This is a genomic window from Aeromicrobium sp. Root472D3 (assembly GCF_001426485.1).
Classification (GTDB): domain Bacteria; phylum Actinomycetota; class Actinomycetes; order Propionibacteriales; family Nocardioidaceae; genus Aeromicrobium.
In genome coordinates this window covers 620,922-636,734 of the sequence record NZ_LMET01000001.1, presented here as the reverse complement: position 1 = coordinate 636,734, position 15,813 = coordinate 620,922, and the positions used below count along the sequence as shown (strand labels likewise).

Annotated in this window: 19 protein-coding genes, 2 tRNA genes and 1 pseudogene; 9 read left to right on the top strand and 13 right to left on the bottom strand. The window is 71.0% G+C overall.

Features of this window, described 5'->3' with window-relative positions; translation table 11 throughout:
- Position 1 precedes the first annotated feature (1 nt).
- On the bottom strand, positions 2-370 hold the full coding sequence (locus tag ASD10_RS03175) for a VOC family protein (protein WP_056604468.1): 369 nt from the start codon (positions 368-370) through the stop codon (positions 2-4).
- Positions 371-432: 62 nt separating this feature from the next.
- Here ASD10_RS03175 and ASD10_RS03170 point away from each other — a divergent pair, with 62 nt between their 5' ends.
- Entirely contained in the window at positions 433-882 is a 450-nt protein-coding gene (locus tag ASD10_RS03170) for a MarR family winged helix-turn-helix transcriptional regulator (protein WP_056604462.1), read from the top strand.
- Between the two features lie 118 nt (positions 883-1,000).
- Complete coding sequence (locus ASD10_RS18615) at positions 1,001-1,153, top strand: hypothetical protein (RefSeq protein WP_157432427.1); 153 nt, start codon at positions 1,001-1,003, stop codon at positions 1,151-1,153.
- Here the strand turns inward: ASD10_RS18615 and ASD10_RS03165 are convergent, their stop codons facing one another.
- The gene (locus ASD10_RS03165) at positions 1,154-2,059 is read right to left on the bottom strand and encodes a sialidase family protein (protein WP_157432426.1); all 906 of its coding nucleotides are present in this window, start codon (positions 2,057-2,059) and stop codon (positions 1,154-1,156) included. It abuts the gene before it with no gap.
- 101 nt (positions 2,060-2,160) lie between these two features.
- On the opposite strand from ASD10_RS03165, the gene ASD10_RS03160 reads away from it, so the two are divergent.
- Complete coding sequence (locus ASD10_RS03160; protein ID WP_056604452.1) at positions 2,161-2,589, top strand: VanZ family protein; 429 nt, start codon at positions 2,161-2,163, stop codon at positions 2,587-2,589.
- Here ASD10_RS03160 and ASD10_RS03155 read toward each other — a convergent pair.
- Complete coding sequence (locus tag ASD10_RS03155; protein ID WP_056604450.1) at positions 2,579-3,610, bottom strand: sensor domain-containing diguanylate cyclase; 1,032 nt, start codon at positions 3,608-3,610, stop codon at positions 2,579-2,581. The two genes, ASD10_RS03160 and ASD10_RS03155, sit on opposite strands and share 11 nt — an antisense overlap.
- A gap of 124 nt (positions 3,611-3,734) precedes the next feature.
- Between ASD10_RS03155 and ASD10_RS19000 the strand changes: the two genes are divergently transcribed.
- On the top strand, positions 3,735-4,304 hold the full coding sequence (locus ASD10_RS19000; RefSeq protein ID WP_056604447.1) for a hypothetical protein: 570 nt from the start codon (positions 3,735-3,737) through the stop codon (positions 4,302-4,304).
- 7 nt (positions 4,305-4,311) lie between these two features.
- On the opposite strand, the gene ASD10_RS03145 is transcribed toward ASD10_RS19000, so the two are convergent.
- From ASD10_RS03145 to ASD10_RS03115, 7 genes are all read right to left on the bottom strand, one after another.
- Positions 4,312-4,728, bottom strand: coding sequence for a hypothetical protein (locus tag ASD10_RS03145; protein WP_056604440.1), 417 nt, complete (start codon positions 4,726-4,728; stop codon positions 4,312-4,314).
- Between the two features lie 15 nt (positions 4,729-4,743).
- On the bottom strand, positions 4,744-5,364 hold the full coding sequence (locus tag ASD10_RS03140; protein WP_056604436.1) for a hypothetical protein: 621 nt from the start codon (positions 5,362-5,364) through the stop codon (positions 4,744-4,746).
- A gap of 75 nt (positions 5,365-5,439) precedes the next feature.
- A tRNA-Ser gene (locus tag ASD10_RS03135) sits at positions 5,440-5,526 on the bottom strand.
- A 133-nt stretch (positions 5,527-5,659) separates the two neighbouring features.
- Entirely contained in the window at positions 5,660-6,112 is a 453-nt protein-coding gene (locus ASD10_RS03130) for a PH domain-containing protein (protein WP_157432424.1), read from the bottom strand.
- Between the two features lie 100 nt (positions 6,113-6,212).
- Positions 6,213-6,301 (bottom strand) — tRNA-Ser (locus ASD10_RS03125).
- 74 nt (positions 6,302-6,375) lie between these two features.
- Entirely contained in the window at positions 6,376-7,431 is a 1,056-nt protein-coding gene (locus ASD10_RS03120) for a hypothetical protein (protein WP_056604428.1), read from the bottom strand.
- Positions 7,428-8,231 carry a carbon-nitrogen hydrolase family protein gene (locus tag ASD10_RS03115; RefSeq protein ID WP_056609824.1) on the bottom strand — a complete coding sequence of 268 codons (804 nt, stop codon included), beginning with the start codon at positions 8,229-8,231 and terminating at the stop codon, positions 7,428-7,430. The genes ASD10_RS03120 and ASD10_RS03115 overlap by 4 nt, the downstream gene beginning before the upstream one ends.
- 52 nt (positions 8,232-8,283) lie before the next feature.
- On the opposite strand from ASD10_RS03115, the gene ASD10_RS03110 reads away from it, so the two are divergent.
- The 4 genes and pseudogenes from ASD10_RS03110 to ASD10_RS03095 all read left to right on the top strand — a co-directional run bounded on the left by ASD10_RS03110 (position 8,284) and on the right by ASD10_RS03095 (position 10,799).
- Positions 8,284-9,255 (top strand): NAD(P)H-quinone oxidoreductase, encoded by a 972-nt coding sequence (locus ASD10_RS03110; protein WP_056604425.1) that lies wholly within the window; start codon positions 8,284-8,286, stop codon positions 9,253-9,255.
- Positions 9,256-9,284: 29 nt separating this feature from the next.
- A pseudogene (locus ASD10_RS03105) lies at positions 9,285-9,742 on the top strand (bacterial proteasome activator family protein); the annotation flags it as partial.
- Positions 9,743-9,829: 87 nt separating this feature from the next.
- Entirely contained in the window at positions 9,830-10,390 is a 561-nt protein-coding gene (locus ASD10_RS03100) for a WhiB family transcriptional regulator (RefSeq protein WP_056604423.1), read from the top strand.
- Positions 10,391-10,394: 4 nt separating this feature from the next.
- Positions 10,395-10,799: a YjbQ family protein gene (locus ASD10_RS03095; RefSeq protein ID WP_056604418.1), complete on the top strand. Its 405-nt coding sequence runs from the start codon at positions 10,395-10,397 to the stop codon at positions 10,797-10,799.
- 104 nt (positions 10,800-10,903) lie between these two features.
- Here ASD10_RS03095 and ASD10_RS03090 read toward each other — a convergent pair whose 3' ends face one another.
- Positions 10,904-11,686 (bottom strand): HAD family hydrolase, encoded by a 783-nt coding sequence (locus ASD10_RS03090; RefSeq protein ID WP_056604417.1) that lies wholly within the window; start codon positions 11,684-11,686, stop codon positions 10,904-10,906.
- Between the two features lie 52 nt (positions 11,687-11,738).
- Entirely contained in the window at positions 11,739-13,010 is a 1,272-nt protein-coding gene (serS, locus tag ASD10_RS03085; RefSeq protein WP_056604415.1) for a serine--tRNA ligase, read from the bottom strand.
- 72 nt (positions 13,011-13,082) lie between these two features.
- Between serS and ASD10_RS03080 the strand changes: the two genes are divergently transcribed.
- Positions 13,083-14,690: a phosphatase PAP2 family protein gene (locus tag ASD10_RS03080; RefSeq protein ID WP_056604414.1), complete on the top strand. Its 1,608-nt coding sequence runs from the start codon at positions 13,083-13,085 to the stop codon at positions 14,688-14,690.
- Between the two features lie 85 nt (positions 14,691-14,775).
- Here the strand turns inward: ASD10_RS03080 and ASD10_RS03075 are convergent, their stop codons facing one another.
- A complete protein-coding gene (locus ASD10_RS03075) occupies positions 14,776-15,795 on the bottom strand; it encodes an adenosine deaminase (protein ID WP_056604410.1) in 1,020 nt (339 codons plus the stop codon).
- Between the last annotated feature and the right edge of the window lie 18 nt (positions 15,796-15,813).

Below are 15,813 nucleotides of genomic sequence, written 5' to 3'. Positions count from 1 at the left end.
CTCAGGCGCGGTCGTGCAGGGTGACCCGGTAGCCGTCCGGGTCGGCGAAGGTGAACGTGCGGCCGAACGGTCCGTCGATCGGTGCCGCCACGATGGTGTGACCGTCGGCGACCAGCGAGTCGTGGATCGCCTGGACGTCCGTGGCGTGCAGCCAGATCGCGGCACCGATGCCGGGCTGCGGCGCCGAGGCGATGTCGGTGCCCTCGACGACGTCGCGCAGGGCGAACGCGATCGGCGTGGTCTCGAACACCACGGCGTGGGGCGGTCCGGCCGGTGAGCGCACCAGGCCGAGGTACTGCTCGTAGAACGCCTGCGAGGCGTCGAGGTCGGTGGCCTGCAGGGAGATGAAGTCGGGTCCGGTGACGGGCATGGTGCTGCTCCTTCGCTGTGTGTCAGTTATCTGACATGTGAAACATATGTCAGAATACTGACATGAGTCAAGACGGCATCGACCTCGAGACATCCCTCGGGTACCTGCTGAAGGAGGCGTCGAGCGCACTGCGCGCAGCGATGGAAGAGGTGCTGCGGCCGCTCGGCATGACCGTCACGCACTACTCGTGCCTCGAGCTGCTGTCGCAACGACCCGGCCTGTCGAACTCCGAGCTCGCCCGCGGCGCCTTCGTCACCCGGCAGTCGATGAACGTCCTGCTGCAGGCCCTCGAGCGCGACGGATACGTGACCCGACCGGCCGAGGCGCCGGTCGGCAAGGCGCTGCCGACGCGGCTCACCCCGCGCGGGCGCCGGAGCCTCGCGAAGGCCACCGCGGCGGTGCGGTCCGTCGAGATCAGGATGCTCGCGGGCATGAGCCGCACCGAGCAGGCAGCGGCGTTCGCGGCCCTGCAGAGCATGACCCGATCGCTGCGCGCCGCCGACCCGGTGTGACGCAAGCCCTCTGGCGCTGACCCGCGTTCTGCCTATGATGGCAGCTCGTACCGGTCAGTAACATGGCTGGCGGAACGCACGGGAAGGGCTGAGCGACATTCCGGACAGAGTTCGTCAGGTGCTCGCGCGGTTCCTCGCCGACGATCCCGACATCCAGGTCGTCTACGTCAGGGCCATCCGCCCCGACTCGTACTACGTCAGCGTCGAGGACGGCCGCACCGTGATCTTCGTGCACCCGGTGCACCAGTCGACGGCACGGCGCCCGGACTGATCAGGGCTGCATCCAGGCCAGGCCATTGTTGGTGCTGGTGTAGACGCCGTCGTCGACGACCGCGAAGAGCGCGCTCGACGTCGCGGCGATGGCCCTCGCCGGCTCGCCCGAGATGCACCCGCCCGGCGTCCACGTCACTCCCCCGTCGGCCGTCGTGAACGCGTTGGCGGCGCAGCCGTTGTAACGGGCCAGCGCGAAGCCCGCGCTCGGCGTCAGGAAGGTGCTGACCCGGACGTTGTCGAGACGCCCCAGCGCCACCCACGTCCGGCCGTCGTCGCCCGAGCCGATGATCGAGCCGTCGGCGCACGACACGCGCCCCGACTCGGCCGTGACCTGGCTGACGGACGTGACGACGCACCCCTCGGCCGGCTTCGAGCGTCCGTCGGGCGTCACGACCGACGCGGTGTCGTCGGGGCGCGGGTACCAGAGGTCGACGTCGTCGGCGGTCGTCCACGTGCGTCCACCGTCGGAGCTGGTGACCTGGCGGACGTCGCAGTCGGACGTCGTGCCGACCACCGCGATCGAGCTGGCGTCGGTCGCGCGCACCGCGAGCGTCGAGGTCAGACCGGTCTCGGACGGTGCGAAGTCGGCGCCGCCGTCGGTCGAGACCTGCACCGTGGCGGCCGGGTCGGTGCACCGTCCGCGGGTGCCGTAGACGATCGTGCCGTCGTTCGCCGCCGACATCGCGACCGCCTCTGCCGCCGTGAAGTCGTAGGGGATCTGCTGGGTCGTCCCGGCCTCGGTCGGCTCGCTGGCCGACGGGGTCGGCGCCGTCGCGGACGCCGACGTCCGGGGCACGTCCGACTCCGGCGGGGTGCCGTTGACGTGCCGCACGGCGCCCACGACCAGGATCACGTCGACGACCACGAAGACGGCCAGGAGGAGGCGCTGCACGAGGGGACTCACCTGTCCGAGCCTAGTCGCTGGCACCGAGACCTAGGTCCCACGTGTCCCACCCGACACGTCTGACCCGTGCCCGGCCACCACGCCCTCACTACGATCGAGGGATGCGCTCACGATGGCTCCTGCTGGCAGCAGGGGCGTACGCGCTCGCACTCGCCCTGATCGGCCTCTGGAAGACCCCCGTCGACCGCAACGTCGCCGTCGTCGACCTCGCCCCGGTCGCGTGGACGATCGACCGGCTGGGCCTCGACCCGTGGCAGGGCTACGACCTCGTCGAGTTCACCGCCAACATCGCGCTGTTCGTGCCGCTCGGCGTCCTGCTGCTGCTGTGGTGGCGCCACCGCGGGTGGCTGCACGCGGCAGGGGTCGCGTTCGCGACCAGCCTGACGATCGAGATCCTGCAGCAACTGCTGCGACCCGAGCGGTTCGCGAGCGTCAGCGACGTCGTCGCCAACACCGCCGGCGGCGCGATCGGCGGCCTGCTGGTGGTGGCCGGACGTCGTCTGCGCCCGCGGCAGCCCGTCAGTCGCTGAGCGGATCGGCCAGGACGGCGATCGTCGACTGCGTCCGCTTGGCCACGTAGAGCGCCTTGTCGGCCGCCGCGAACAGGTCGGTCAGCGTGCTGGTGGAGTCACGCGTCAGCACCACCGACGCCATGCCGGCCGACAGACCGATGCGGTTGCTCTTTTCGGCCACGTCGCGGCACAGCGTGTTCACGAGCTTCTCGATCACCCCGACGTCGTCGCCCGACACCAGGATCGTGAACTCGTCGCCACCCACCCGGGCCACGACGCTCGACTCGACGCGGTCGAACATGAACGTCAGCGCCGCCGCGACCGCACGGATCATCTGGTCACCCATGGGGTGGCCCTCGGTGTCGTTCACGAGCTTGAGGCCGTCGATGTCCATCGCGACGATCGCGATCTCGCGCGACGCCTCGTCGCCCAGGTCGAACAGCCTGGCCGCGTGCTCGTCGAGCGCACGGCGGTTCAGCAGGCTCGTCAGCGGATCGCGGTAGGCGAGCTTCTGCAGGTCGGCCTCGCGGATCGCCCGCGACACGGCGGCGCCCAGGATCGCCACCAGCACGTCGGTGTAGGCGACGCCGTCGTCGTCGAACACCTTCTCGCCGATGTGCCGGGTCGCGTAGAACTCGCCCCACGAGCGACCGTCGACGACGATCGCCGTCGACAACGACGAGCCCTTGCCGAAGCGCTCGAGCAGGTAGCGCTCCTCCTCGGGCAGCTCCTCGTCGTCGATGCTGTCGACGAAGGTGCGACGCTCGCGGATCGCCGACGTCAGACGGCTGAGGCCCGACACCGGATACGTCTCGTCGGCGGGCCACCGCTCCTCGCCGTCGCCGAGGTCGCCGACGTTGATGAGGGTGCGGACGTCCTCGCCCGAGTCGTTCAGGCGGCTGATCGACACCGTCGCGGCCCCGAGGGCCGTGCGCGCCTGCTCGGCGGCCGTCTCGAGGATGTCGTCCAGCTCGTGCTGGTCGGCCAGCATGTGGGCCATGGCGGCCAGGCTCTGCAGACCGCTCGTCGCCTCGCTCATCGCACTCCGGTCAGTTGCCGCTGCCCAGTCCCCGCAGCGGATCCCAGCGTACCTCCGCCGGGCAGCACGGGAGGTCGAACGCGAAATGAGACGGAGCGACACCTTTCGGTGGGACGATGGGCCCATGACGGGTCGTGACGGTCGCCAGACGCGGCGCAAGATCACGCTCGAGACGCTGAGCTTCGCCGTGCCGGTGACGGCCGCGGTCCTCTGCTCCGGCCTCGTCGTCGCGACGTGGTCGCGCGACGACGCGCTACTGGCTGCCCTGCTCACGGCCGTGGCGTGCACCGCCGTCATGCTCTGGCACCGGAGCAACCACCCCGCGAGCATCGCGCCGAGGAGCTCCTCGGCGGCAGAGGCAGAGGCGTCCGCGGGCACGGACGACGTCGAGGACGAGGGTGGCCGGTGGGACGTGCTCACGGTCGTGCTGTTCGTGGCGAGCCTGACGGCCGTCGTGGTCGTGGGCGTCGTCGTCCGTTTCACCCCCGCGCTGGCGGTCATCGTGCTGTTCGCGGTGGCCGACAGCGACTCCGACCTCGGCGACGTGGCCCTCGCGACGGTGCTGACGCTGGGGGCTGCCGCCGTCGTCGAGCTCGTCGTGGTCGCTCCGCTCAGCCGGCTCTGGGACCTGTCGACCGACGAGGGCCCCGGGCTGCTGGCATCGATCTACCCCGTCGCGACCGACCGGGCCTGAGAGCGGGTCACCCGACCGGCTTGACGTCCACGGCCGCCGACCACCGGGCGCCCTTCGGGACGCTGACCGTCACGTCGAACGTCGAGATCGGGTCGCCCTCGACCTTGGTCAACCCGATGAGCCCCGGGCCGCCGCCACTGTCGGACGAGCACGGGACCGCCCCCTCGCCCACGCCGCTGATCGCGACGACGATCTCGGCGTCGTCGTCACCGATGCAGTCCATGTGCAGGTAGAAGTCGCTCGTGGGCGTCTTCAGCGTCACCGGCCGGACGGCGTCGCCCTTCTGGTCGATCAGCTCGGCGACCCGCGTCGTCCCCTTGCGCTGGTCGAACGTCTGCGTCGGCATCAGCTCGGAGCACCCCGCGAGCGTCAGCATCGCCAGGACGGGCAGGGCGGCCCAGGTCGTCCGCTTCAGCATGCGCATGGGCCCAGTGTGCTCTCAGCCGACGACGATCCAGACCACATCCGGCTGGTGGCGGTCGTTGGTCCAGACGGCGACGCGAACGCGCCCGGCCCTTTGCAGCTGCATGGACGCCAGGACGTCGGCGTGCGACGTGGTGACCTCGAGGGCACCGGCCGTGTCGATCGTTCCCGACCACGCCATGGTCAGTCCCTCGGCGCCGGCGAAGTCGTCCGGCCCCGACAGGCGCACCTCCGTCTCGCCGTCGATCTCTGCCAGCGTGCCCACCACCACGCACGACGACGTCGCGACCACCGGCGCTGCGCCGCAGTCGTCGGGGATCTCGCCCACTCGGTCGTCCATGACGAAGACCAGTGAGTTCGGAGGGGCGACGCGAACCGTCTGGACGGACGTCGGCTTCTCGCCGCCCACTTCGGCCACGGGCGGGGCGCTCCGTCTACGGAGCAGCGCGACCGTCATGGCCCACGCGAGGCCACTGACGACGACGCCGGCGCCGACGACGAGCTGGACCACGTACGCCCAGGTGCCGTCGATGTCGAAGACGTGCCGGACGAGCCTGATCATCAGACCGATCGGCCAGGCGATCGTGAAGACCTCACGGCTGCGCCTGCGCCACTCGTCGAGCCGTTCGTCCTTCACGAACCGTGAGGCTACACGCGGAAAAGCCCCCGACAGGCGCGAACCTGTCGGGGGCTTCTTCGTGTCTCTGCGGGGCGGAGGTGGCGAGATTTGAACTCGCGAGAGGTTTAAACCTCAACCCGCTTAGCAGGCGGGCGCACTAGGCCACTATGCGACACCTCCCCGCAGCACGCCGAAACGTGCAACCGGAACAGGATAGCGACCGTCCGCGGCCCACGACGAATCGGCTCGTCATTCGACCGCGGTTCGCACGGATCGATGCCGCCCTCACAGGGGCCGGGGTGCTTCGGCGCGCTCAGGCCTCGGGGTCGAAGCGGGTGTAGCCGTTGGCGACGTTGAGCCGGTCGTACACGTCCCGCGCGAAGGTGTTGGCCCGAGAACCCAGGTGCACCAGCGAGAAGACGACCGAGCCACCGTCCGACCGCGTGAACACCAGCTCGCCCCGACCGATGCTGACGTCCTCGACGTCCGCCCACCGCACGTGCACGGGCCGGGCGCTCACGGGGCCACCCAGGCGGACGCCCTCGGGGTCGGCGCGCACGACCGTCGGCGGCAGCACCAGCACCCGGACGGCGTTGAGCAGCAGGACGACCGCCAGCAGGCCGATCCACTCCCACACCAGGAAGGCGAGCATCGCCGCGACGCCCGCGCCGATCAGCTGGACGCCGACGGACGTCAGGACGTAACGGCGGTCGAGACGGTAGGTCGTCGAGGGGCTGGCGGACGGACCGGGAGTGGGCTGGGACATCGCCACCATTGTCGCCCGAGCGACCGTCACGTGCTGCACGAGGGCCGCGACGACGACGAGGCCCGGGCCACGCGAGCCCGGGCCCCGTCGTCTCGACCGGCAGAGGGGGCGGGATTCGAACCCGCGGCTGACATCGCTGCCAGCGAGCGCTTTCAAGGCGCTTCCGATCGGCCGCTCCGGCACCCCTCCTGGCGGCGGCACCCCGCGAGGTGCTGCGCCGAGAACGATTATCGCACCGTTGGGGCCGGTGCACGCCACCGGTTCTACTTCAGCGGAGCGAAACGGGGAGGCTCCACGCGGACGACTTCCTCGATCGCGCGAGCCGCCCGGGCCGAGCCCTGACGCATCGCGTAGTGCCGCGCGAGCAGACCGACACCGAGGCCCAGCACGGCCGAGTAGAGCGTCGACAGGGCGATGTAGGTCGGGAACGCGCCGGGCGTCACGAGCGACGTCGAGAGCACCGCGGTGCCGATGACGGCGAACACCAGCACCCACCAGCCGTCGCGCCGCTTCGACCGCAGCGAGACGCCCACGATCAGCGCCGGGAAGCCGATGAACACCTCGACCGGCCGGGGGACGCCCTCGAACGTCCGGCGCATCCACCCCACCAGGTCGCTGAAGGTGTCGACCAGGATGTCGGAGCCGTGCGAGCGGACGAAGCTGCTGTAGGCCAGCAGCAGGAGCAGCAGCACGGCCGCGCCCGCGAGGATCGCCAGGTTCTGCTTGCCGAGACCATGCAGGCCCGCCCCCAGGTTCCAGACCAGCGTGATGGCCAGGCCCAGCGCGATCGCGATGACCATCAGGTTGAAGCGCTGGTAGTTCACCGGCGCGTTCCAGGCCGCGACCGCGACGGTGCCGCTGAGCGCGACGACGATCGTCAGGCCGAACTCGCGCAGCACCGCGACGAGCGAGTCGGCCGGGCGGGTCACCAGCACCGCCCAGACCGCGGACAGGATCGCCGTGAGCGCGGCGGCCGAGGCCAGCAGCACGTTGGTCTCGACCACCACCGCGGCCACGCCGAGTGCTGCCGTGATGGGCAGCCAGATGCGCATGTGGCCGCCGCCGCGGTGCGTCAGGCCCACCGCGAACACGACCATCAGCAGCGCCGCCGACGGACGCTGCAGCCACGACGGCGCGCCGACCGCGACGACCGACGTCAACGCACCCGCGACGCCCACCACCCACAGGCCGAAGACGCCGACCATGATGAGCCGCACCGTACGGGCCGACTCGATGCGCGGTTGGCGCGTCGGGACGTCGTACTCCGGCGGCACCGACGCGTCGAGGCGCCGGCGTCCACCCTGGGCGGTCTGGGTCATGAGCTGGGCGTCCTCCCTTGACGGGCAAGTCTCCGGTTGGCGAGCGACGGGTTGACGTCCCGGGCGCGGGCGACCTCGTCGGCCAGCACGTCCGCCCGGATGATCCGGTCGTCCGAATCGGCCTCGACCACGATAGAGCCCCACGGATCGACGACCAAGGAATGGCCCGTGTAGCGCTCACCACCCTGCGCCGCCGCGACGACGTGCACGGTGTTCTCGATGGCCCGCGCGCGCAGCAGCGTGCGCCAGTGGTCGAGCTTGTGGTCGCCGGCGACCCACGCGGCCGGGACGACGAGCGTCTCGGCGCCGGCGTCGACGAGGGCCCGCGCCAGCTCGGGGAACCGCAGGTCGTAGCAGGTCATGAGGCCCACCCGGCGTCCGTCGACGTCGACGACCACGGGCTCGACCTCGCCCGGCAGGAGCCGCTCGGACTCCTTGTAGCCGAACGAGTCGTACAGGTGGATCTTGCGGTACGAGGTGCGCAGGGCGCCGTCGGGGCCGACGACGACGAGGGTGTTGAACGGCAGCGCCCCGTCGACGCGCTCGAACATGCCGGCGACGACCGTGGCGCCCAGGCGGACGGCCTCGGTGGCCAGCATCGCGACGAACGGGCCGTCGAGCGGCTCGGCGACGGCCGAGAGGTCGTGGTCGGTCGAGCCGAAGTCGTGCATCGTCGCCTCGGGCAGCACCACGAGGTCGAGGTCGTCGTCGGCGCCCAGCGTCGAGAGCTGCCGGACGACCGCCTCGCGGTTGCCCCGCGAGTCGATCTCGGCAGCGAGCTGGACGACGGCGACACGCATGACGACCATCCTGTCAGGTCCGGCCTGACAGGGGCCCGTTACCGTTCATGAGATGCGCGCAGTCACTGCTCCCACACCTGGCGGCGTCGATGCCCTCCAGGTCGTCGACCGCCCCACCCCCGAGCCGGCCCCCGGCGAGGTGCTGATCCGCGTCACCGCGGCCGGCGTCAACCGGGCCGACCTGCTGCAACGGCAGGGACACTACGATCCGCCGCCCGGCGCGACGGACGTCCTGGGGCTCGAGTGCTCGGGCGACATCGTGGCCGTCGGCGACGGCGTCACCGACCTGCAGCCGGGCGAGCACGTGTGCGCGCTGCTGAGCGGCGGCGGCTACGCCGAGTACGTGGCCGTCCCTGCCGGGCAGGTCGCGATCGCGCCCGACGGCGTGACGCTGACCGAGGCCGCGGGGCTCATGGAGGTCGCCGCGACCGTCTGGTCGAACGTCTTCATGATGGGCAAGCTGCAGCACGGCGAGACGCTGCTCGTCCACGGTGGCGGCAGCGGCATCGGCACGATGGCGATCCAGCTCGGCAAGGCGTTCGGCGCCACGGTCGTCGTCACGGTCGGCTCGGAGGAGAAGGCGGCGTTCTGCCGCGAGCTCGGCGCCGACCTGACCATCAACTACCGCGAGCAGGACTTCGTCGAGGAGATGAAGGCCGCCGACCTGCGCGCCGACGTCATCCTCGACATCATCGGCGGCAAGTACCTCGCCTCGAACGTCGCGGCCCTCAACACGGCCGGACGGCTCGTCGTCATCGGCATGCAGGGCGGCGTCAAGGCCGAGCTCAACCTCGGCGCACTGCTGACCAAGCGGGCCGCCGTCATGGCGACGTCGCTGCGGGCGCGCCCGGTGTCGGAGAAGTCGGCGATCGTGTCAGCGATGGTCGCGCAGGTGTGGCCGCTGGTCGCCGACGGCACGGTCCGCCCGATCGTCCACGCGACGTATCCGCTCGAGGACGTCCGCGCCGCGCACCAGGAGCTCGAGGACTCGACCCACACCGGCAAGGTGCTGCTCACGTTGTGACGTCGTCGCCGCTGACTAGGGTGGAGCGCATGAGCGAGCCGCACCCCGACGTCATCGGCCCCGACGGCCAGTCCGTCACCCTGCCCGGCACCGGCAACGACACCGGCACGCCCCTGGGCGAGCTCGTCGAGCAGCCCGCGAAGGTCATGCGCATCGGCGCGATGATCCGCCAGCTGCTCGACGAGGTGAAGGCCGCGCCGCTCGACGACGCCAGTCGCAGCCGTCTGCGCACGATCCACCTGCAGTCGATCGAGGAGCTCAAGGACGGCCTGGCCCCCGAGCTGGTCGACGAGCTCGAGCGCCTGAGCCTGCCGTTCGAGGGCGAGTCGCCCAGTGAGGGCGAGCTGCGCATCGCGCAGGCCCAGCTGGTCGGCTGGCTCGAGGGGCTGTTCCACGGCATCCAGGCGGCGCTCTACGCACAGCAGGTGCAGGCCCAGTCACAGCTGCAGACCATGCGACTGGCCCTGCCGGGTCCAAACGACAGCAANCCCCGAACGTGACAGGCGTCCGGCGCAGGAGTGTCGCCGGTGGTCTCCATCACGTTCGGCGAAATGACTGCAAGAGGGAGCCCCCAATGACCGCCACGGTCGACGTCGTCACCCCCCCGTGCGCCTCGGTGCCGGAGGTCTACCTGGACGAGCGCCTGCACACGCCGCCGTCCCGCACTGAGCTCAGCGCCGCCGACTGGGAGAGCCTGACCCTGAAGCGTGCGTCCGCGCACCGTCAGTGCGCCGGCTGCCCCCTGCTGGTCACGTGCCTGTACCGCGCGGTCGTCGAGGTCGACGTCTCGGGCTTCGCGGCCTGCACCACCGAGGACGACCGGGCAGCGATCCGTCGCCAGCTCGGCATCGAGATCCAGCAGTCGTCCGCGACCCCGTACGGTGCGGCGCGCGTCGGCGGCGGACCCGTCAGCCACGAGGCCGTCATGGCCGCACGGCACGCCTTCCCGAAGGACACGTGCCACCAGCTCGCCGAGCGGCTCGACTGCTCGACGTCCACCGTCAAGCGCCACCTGCGCCGGGCCCGCGAGCAGAAGCTCAACCCCACCTCGGCCCCGGGCGCCACGCGGGCGATCCCGTCCGTCGATGCCGTGCTCGACTGCTTCGACCAGCTCGAGTCCAGCCGCTTCGCGTGACCTGATGGACAGCATCACGATCGACGTCCGCACGGGTGGCTCGGCCGTCGTGCGCGACCTGACCCGCGAGTGCGCCGACTTCTGCCGCGATCGGGGCGACGGGCTGCTGCACGTGTTCGTGCCGCACGCCACCGCTGGGGTCGCGATCATCGAGACCGGCGCCGGCAGCGACGACGACCTGCTGACGGCGCTCGACGACCTGCTGCCGCGCGACGACCGGTGGGTCCACCAGCACGGCACGCCGGGGCACGGACGCGATCACGTCGTCCCGGCCTTCGTGGCCCCGTCGATGACGGTGCCGGTGCTGGGCGGACGCCTGACGCTCGGCACGTGGCAGTCGGTGTGCCTCGTCGACACCAACGTCGACAACCCAAACCGCCAGGTGCGCCTCAGCTTCCTGCCCGGCTGATCCCCGGTGGGGTCGCGCCCCCGCAGCTTCCCAGGTGAACACGGGAAGCTGCGGCTCGGCGACGTCCGATTCCGGGGTTCTCCTGGGAAACCGGGGGCGGGGGGCTAGAGGTACTTCGTGAGCTCCTGGGCGAGGCCGTCCTCGTCGATCGAGCCGGTGACGGCGTCGGCCACGGCCTTCAACGCGTCGGGGCTCTGGCCCATCGCGACGCCACGGCCGGCCCACTGCAGCATCTCGAGGTCGTTGTTGCCGTCGCCCACCGCGAGCACGTCCGCCGCCGTCAGGCCGAGGCGCTCGCACACGACGTCGAGGCCCGACGCCTTCGAGACGCCCTCGGGCGCCAGGTCGAGCCACGCCGAGTAGCCGATGAAGTAGTTGGTGCCCGTCAGGCCGAGGTCGTGGACGATCGCGGTGAACTCGGCCGGCGTGTGATCGGTCGAGCGGATGACGACGCGCGTGACGGGCTCGGCGATGAGCTTCTCGACGTCGTCGATCACGAACTGCCCCGCGAACTCGGTCTCGGGGAACGGCCGGTTGACCCGGAAGCCCGAGCCGACCTGCTCGACCGCGACGATCGCGTCGGGCACCTCCTGCAGCACGCGGCGCACCGCGTCGGCGGCGTCGAACGTGACCGAGTGGACGACCTCGACCGGGTCGTACGTGAACACGACCGCGCCGTTGCTCGCGACCGCGAGCCCGTCGGTGAAGCCGAGCTTGGCTGCCGTGTCCATGACGCCCGAGATCGCGCGGCCCGTCGAGATGACGGTCTCGATGCCCGCGTCGCGGATCGCGACGACGGCGTCGCGCACGACGTCGCTGAGCTCGTTGTCGCCGTTGACGATCGTGCCGTCGACGTCGAGGGCGACGAGCTTGGGGACCCAGGTCATGACCGACGCCCGCTCACGATGCAGCCCTGGTGGCTCGCTCGCTGGCGCTCGCTCACGCGATCGGCCTCAGGAGCTCGCCCAGCAGGGGGTGGAGAGCGGCCGGCAGACGCACCGAGCCGTCGGGCTGCTGCCCGTTCTCGAGGATCGCGATGATCGTGCGCGTCATGGCGCACAGCGTGCCGTTGAGCGTCGCGGCCGGCGTCGTCGACTCCTCGCCCCGCACGCGGATGTCGAGGCGGCGCGCCTGGAACTCGGTCGTGTTGGACGCCGACGAGACCTCGCGGTACTTGCCCTGCGTCGGGATCCACGCCTCGCAGTCGAACTTGCGGATCGCCGACAGCCCGAGGTCTCCGGAGGCGACGTCGATGACGCGGTACGGCAGCTCGAGGGCGTCGAGCCACGCCTTCTCCCATCCCAGGATGCGCTGGTGCTCGGCGTACGACTCCTCGAGCGTCGTGTAGACGAACATCTCGACCTTGTCGAACCAGTGGACGCGGAAGATGCCGCGGGTGTCCTTGCCGTACGAGCCCGCCTCGCGGCGGTAGCAGGGGCTGAACGCGGCGTAGCGGCGCGGCAGCGACTCGGCCTCGAGGATCTCGTCGGAGTGGTACGCCGCCAGGGCGACCTCGGACGTGCCGACCAGGTAGAGGTCGTCCTTCTCGAGGTAGTAGACGTCGTCGGACGCGCCCTGGCCCAGGTAGCCGGTGCCCTCCATCGCGCTGGGCTTGACCAGCGCGGGCGGGATGATCGGCGTGAAGCCCCACTCGGCGGCCTTGCTCATCGCGAGCTGCGTCAGGGCCAGCTCGAGCTGCGCGCCGACGCCCGTCAGGAAGTAGAAGCGCGAGCCGCTGACCTTGACGCCGCGCTCGACGTCGATCGCGCCGAGCATCTGGCCCAGCTCGAGGTGATCGCGCGGCTCGAAGCCCTCGGCCGCGAAGTCGCGCGGCGTGCCGATGGTCTCGAGCACGACGAAGTCGTCCTCGCCACCCTGCGGGGCCTCGGGCGACGCGAGGTTCGGCAGCGTGCGAATGAGGCGGTCGAACGTCTCGCCCGACTCGGCCTGGGCCGCCTCGGCGGCCTTGACCTGCTGGCTGAGCTCCTTGGTGCGGGCGAGCAGCTGCTGCTTCTCGTCGCCCTGCGCCTTCGGGATCAGCTTGCCGAGGTTCTTCTGCTCGGCGCGCAGGGCCTCGAAGGCCACGATGGACGATCGGCGCTGCTCGTCGGCGGCGACGAGCTCGTCGACCACGTCGGTGGGCAGACCGCGGCGCTGCTGGGCAGCGCGCACGGCGTCAGGGTCGTCTCTCAGGAGGCGGGCGTCGATCACGTCGCCAGCCTATCGTCCGGCACGAGAGCGTCTCCGGGTCCATTAGAGTTGACCGACCCCTGAGGAGGAGCCATGTCGTTCGACCTGCGTCGCGCCGAGCCCGGCCGACCGTCCGTCATCACGTGGCTCGTCGCCGTCCCCGCCGTCGTCTTCGCCTTCTTCGCCGTCGCCGTCGCGACCGACACCCGGGCCGTCATGCGTCTCGACCTGGACGTCGCCGACCGCGCCTACGACGTCACGGCCGGCCACCCCGGGCTCGTCTCGTTCCTCGACGCGGTCGCCGTGATCTTCAGCAACCTGTCGGCCGCCGTCGTGCTGGTGCTGATCGCGCTCTACGCGCTGTGGCAGCGCGAACGCGCCGTGGCGGTGTGGGTCGTGTTGAGCGGTGTCGCCGCGATCGGCGGCAACGCGCTGCTCAAGCTGGCGTTCACCCGCACGCGTCCGTCGTTCGACGAGCCGCTGTACGAGATCGGCGGCTACTCGTTCCCGAGCGGCCACTCCGCCGGCGCGGCCATGTTCTTCACCGTCGCGATCCTCGTCGCGATCGTCCTGACCGGGCGCGGGTGGCGCCGGCGCATCCTGATCACGGTGTTCACGCTGCTGGCGATCGGCGTCGGCGCGAGCCGCGTGTTCCTCGGCGTGCACTACTTCAGCGACGTCGTGGGCGGTCTCGCATTCGGCATGTTCGTGACGATCGGGCTGTGGGTGCTGGTCGTCAGCAGCCGCACCCGCCTGCCGCACGAGCTCGCGGTCATCACGGGCACGGGACGCAGGCGGGCCGCGGTCGTCATCAACCCGTCGAAGGTCGGCGACGTCGAGGAGTTCAAGAGCCGCGTGCGCGCGGTCGCCGAGATCTCCGGCTGGAACGAGCCCCTGTGGTTCGAGACCACGGTCGAGGATCCCGGGCACGGCCAGGCCAGCGCGGCCCTCAAGGCCGACGCCGACCTGATCGTCGCGGCCGGCGGTGACGGCACGGTGCGCGCCGTGTGCGAGGAGGTCGCCCGCACCGGCGTCGCGGTCGGCATCCTGCCGCACGGCACCGGCAACCTGCTGGCACGCAACCTCGGCATCCCGCTCAACACCCGCGACGCGCTCGACGTCGTGTTCGGCGGCCAGGACCGCGCGATCGACCTGTCGAACCTCGAGACCGACTCGGGCACCAGCACGACGTTCCTCGTCATGGCGGGCCTCGGCATGGACGCGGCGATCATGACGGGCGTCAACGACCAGCTCAAGAGCAAGGTCGGCTGGCTCGCGTACTTCGTCAGCGGCGTGAAGGCCGCCCGGTTCCCGGCGATGAAGGTCAAGATCAAGGTCGACGACGGCGAGTACCGCAAGTTCCGCGCGCGCACCGTCGTGGTCGGCAACGTCGGCTTCCTGCAGGGCGGCATCCCGCTGCTGCCCGACGCCCAGATCGACGACGGCAAGCTCGACGTCGTGGTCATCGCGCCCAAGCGGTTCATCGGCTGGCTCGCGATCATCGTGCGCGTCGTCGGACGTCAGAAGCGCACCAACGAGCGTCTCGACCGGCTGACCGGCAGCACCGTCGTCATCAAGGCCGAGAAGCCCATGCCGATGCAGCTCGACGGAGACCCCGTCGGCGAGGGCACCGTCATCCGGGCGCACGTGCAGCCCGGCGTCCTCCTCGTCCGGGTGCCAGTCGCACCCAAGCCCGCCTAGGTCGTCCTGGCCGGATCGCGGTGACTGGGCGACGTATCAGGGGCCCTGACACGTCGCCCAGCCACCGCCCGCCGCGCGGCGGGGGTCAGGGCGTGACGTAGGTGTCGATCTCGCCGAGGATCGTGGCCTTGACGTCGTCGGGCGCGAACGACTGGCGGACGCCCGCGCGGGCCAGCTCGGCGACGCCGGCGTCGGTCAGGCCCAGCAGGTTGCGGGCGACCTCGTACTCGTCGCTGAGCGTCGTGCCGAACATCGGCGGGTCGTCGGAGTTGATCGACACCGGCACGCCCGCCTCGACGAGGGTCGCGAGCGGGTGCTCGTCCATCGAGCCGACCGACCGGGTGCGGACGTTGGACGTCGGGCTGATCTCGAGCGGGATGCCGTGCTCGGCGAGGTACGCCATCAGGGCGGGGTCTTGCGCCGCCACGATGCCGTGGCCGATGCGCTCGGCACCCAGCGACTCGATCGCGTCCCACATGGTCTGCGGGCCGGTCGACTCCCCCGCGTGCGGGATCGAGTGCAGGCCCGCGGCCCGCGCCTGGTCGAAGTGCGGCTTGAACTGCGGACGCGGCACGCCGACCTCGGGCCCGCCGAGACCGAAGCCGATGAGACCGTCGGGCTGCAGGCGCAGCGCGGTGTCGAGCGTGACGTCGGCTGCGGGGACGCCCGACTCGCCGGGGATGTCGAAGATCCACCGCATCGTGATGCCGAAGTCGGCCTCGGCGCGACGGCGGGCGTCCTCGAGGGCCTCGCAGTACGCCTCGGCGCTGATGCCGACCGCGATCGACGTGTAGGGCGTGCACGTCAGCTCGACGTAGCGGACGTTCTGCGCCGCGAGGTCGCGGGCGACGTCGTGCGTCAGCGTCCAGAGGTCCTCCGGGGTGCGGAGCAGGTCGACGACCGACAGGTACACCTCGACGAAGTGGCCGAAGTCGGTGAACGTGAAGTAGTCCGCCAGCCCCTCGTCGTCGGTGGGCACCGTGGTGCTGCCGGCATGTCGCTGAGCCAGCTCCGCGACCGTCCGCATCGACGCCGACCCGACGTGGTGGACGTGCAGCTCTGCCTTGGGCAGACCGAGTGAGAACCCTGGGCGCTTGGAGACCATGCTCCCGACGATAGCGGC

What these genes read in the sequence shown, in the direction of transcription:
- ASD10_RS03155 (WP_056604450.1), bottom strand. Translation starts at nt 3,610, where the DNA reads ATGAGCGAGGCGACGAGCGGTCTGCAGAGCCTGGCCGCCATGGCCCAC.
- ASD10_RS03100 (WP_056604423.1), top strand. Translation starts at nt 9,830, where the DNA reads ATGACCGCCACGGTCGACGTCGTCACCCCCCCGTGCGCCTCGGTGCCG.
- ASD10_RS03075 (WP_056604410.1), bottom strand. Translation starts at nt 15,795, where the DNA reads ATGGTCTCCAAGCGCCCAGGGTTCTCACTCGGTCTGCCCAAGGCAGAG.
- ASD10_RS03170 (WP_056604462.1), top strand. Translation starts at nt 433, where the DNA reads ATGAGTCAAGACGGCATCGACCTCGAGACATCCCTCGGGTACCTGCTG.
- ASD10_RS03115 (WP_056609824.1), bottom strand. Translation starts at nt 8,231, where the DNA reads ATGCGTGTCGCCGTCGTCCAGCTCGCTGCCGAGATCGACTCGCGGGGC.
- ASD10_RS03110 (WP_056604425.1), top strand. Translation starts at nt 8,284, where the DNA reads ATGCGCGCAGTCACTGCTCCCACACCTGGCGGCGTCGATGCCCTCCAG.
- ASD10_RS03090 (WP_056604417.1), bottom strand. Translation starts at nt 11,686, where the DNA reads ATGACCTGGGTCCCCAAGCTCGTCGCCCTCGACGTCGACGGCACGATC.
- ASD10_RS03130 (WP_157432424.1), bottom strand. Translation starts at nt 6,112, where the DNA reads ATGTCCCAGCCCACTCCCGGTCCGTCCGCCAGCCCCTCGACGACCTAC.
- ASD10_RS03080 (WP_056604414.1), top strand. Translation starts at nt 13,083, where the DNA reads ATGTCGTTCGACCTGCGTCGCGCCGAGCCCGGCCGACCGTCCGTCATC.
- ASD10_RS03145 (WP_056604440.1), bottom strand. Translation starts at nt 4,728, where the DNA reads ATGCGCATGCTGAAGCGGACGACCTGGGCCGCCCTGCCCGTCCTGGCG.
- ASD10_RS03120 (WP_056604428.1), bottom strand. Translation starts at nt 7,431, where the DNA reads ATGACCCAGACCGCCCAGGGTGGACGCCGGCGCCTCGACGCGTCGGTG.
- ASD10_RS03175 (WP_056604468.1), bottom strand. Translation starts at nt 370, where the DNA reads ATGCCCGTCACCGGACCCGACTTCATCTCCCTGCAGGCCACCGACCTC.
- ASD10_RS03095 (WP_056604418.1), top strand. Translation starts at nt 10,395, where the DNA reads ATGGACAGCATCACGATCGACGTCCGCACGGGTGGCTCGGCCGTCGTG.
- ASD10_RS03160 (WP_056604452.1), top strand. Translation starts at nt 2,161, where the DNA reads ATGCGCTCACGATGGCTCCTGCTGGCAGCAGGGGCGTACGCGCTCGCA.
- ASD10_RS19000 (WP_056604447.1), top strand. Translation starts at nt 3,735, where the DNA reads ATGACGGGTCGTGACGGTCGCCAGACGCGGCGCAAGATCACGCTCGAG.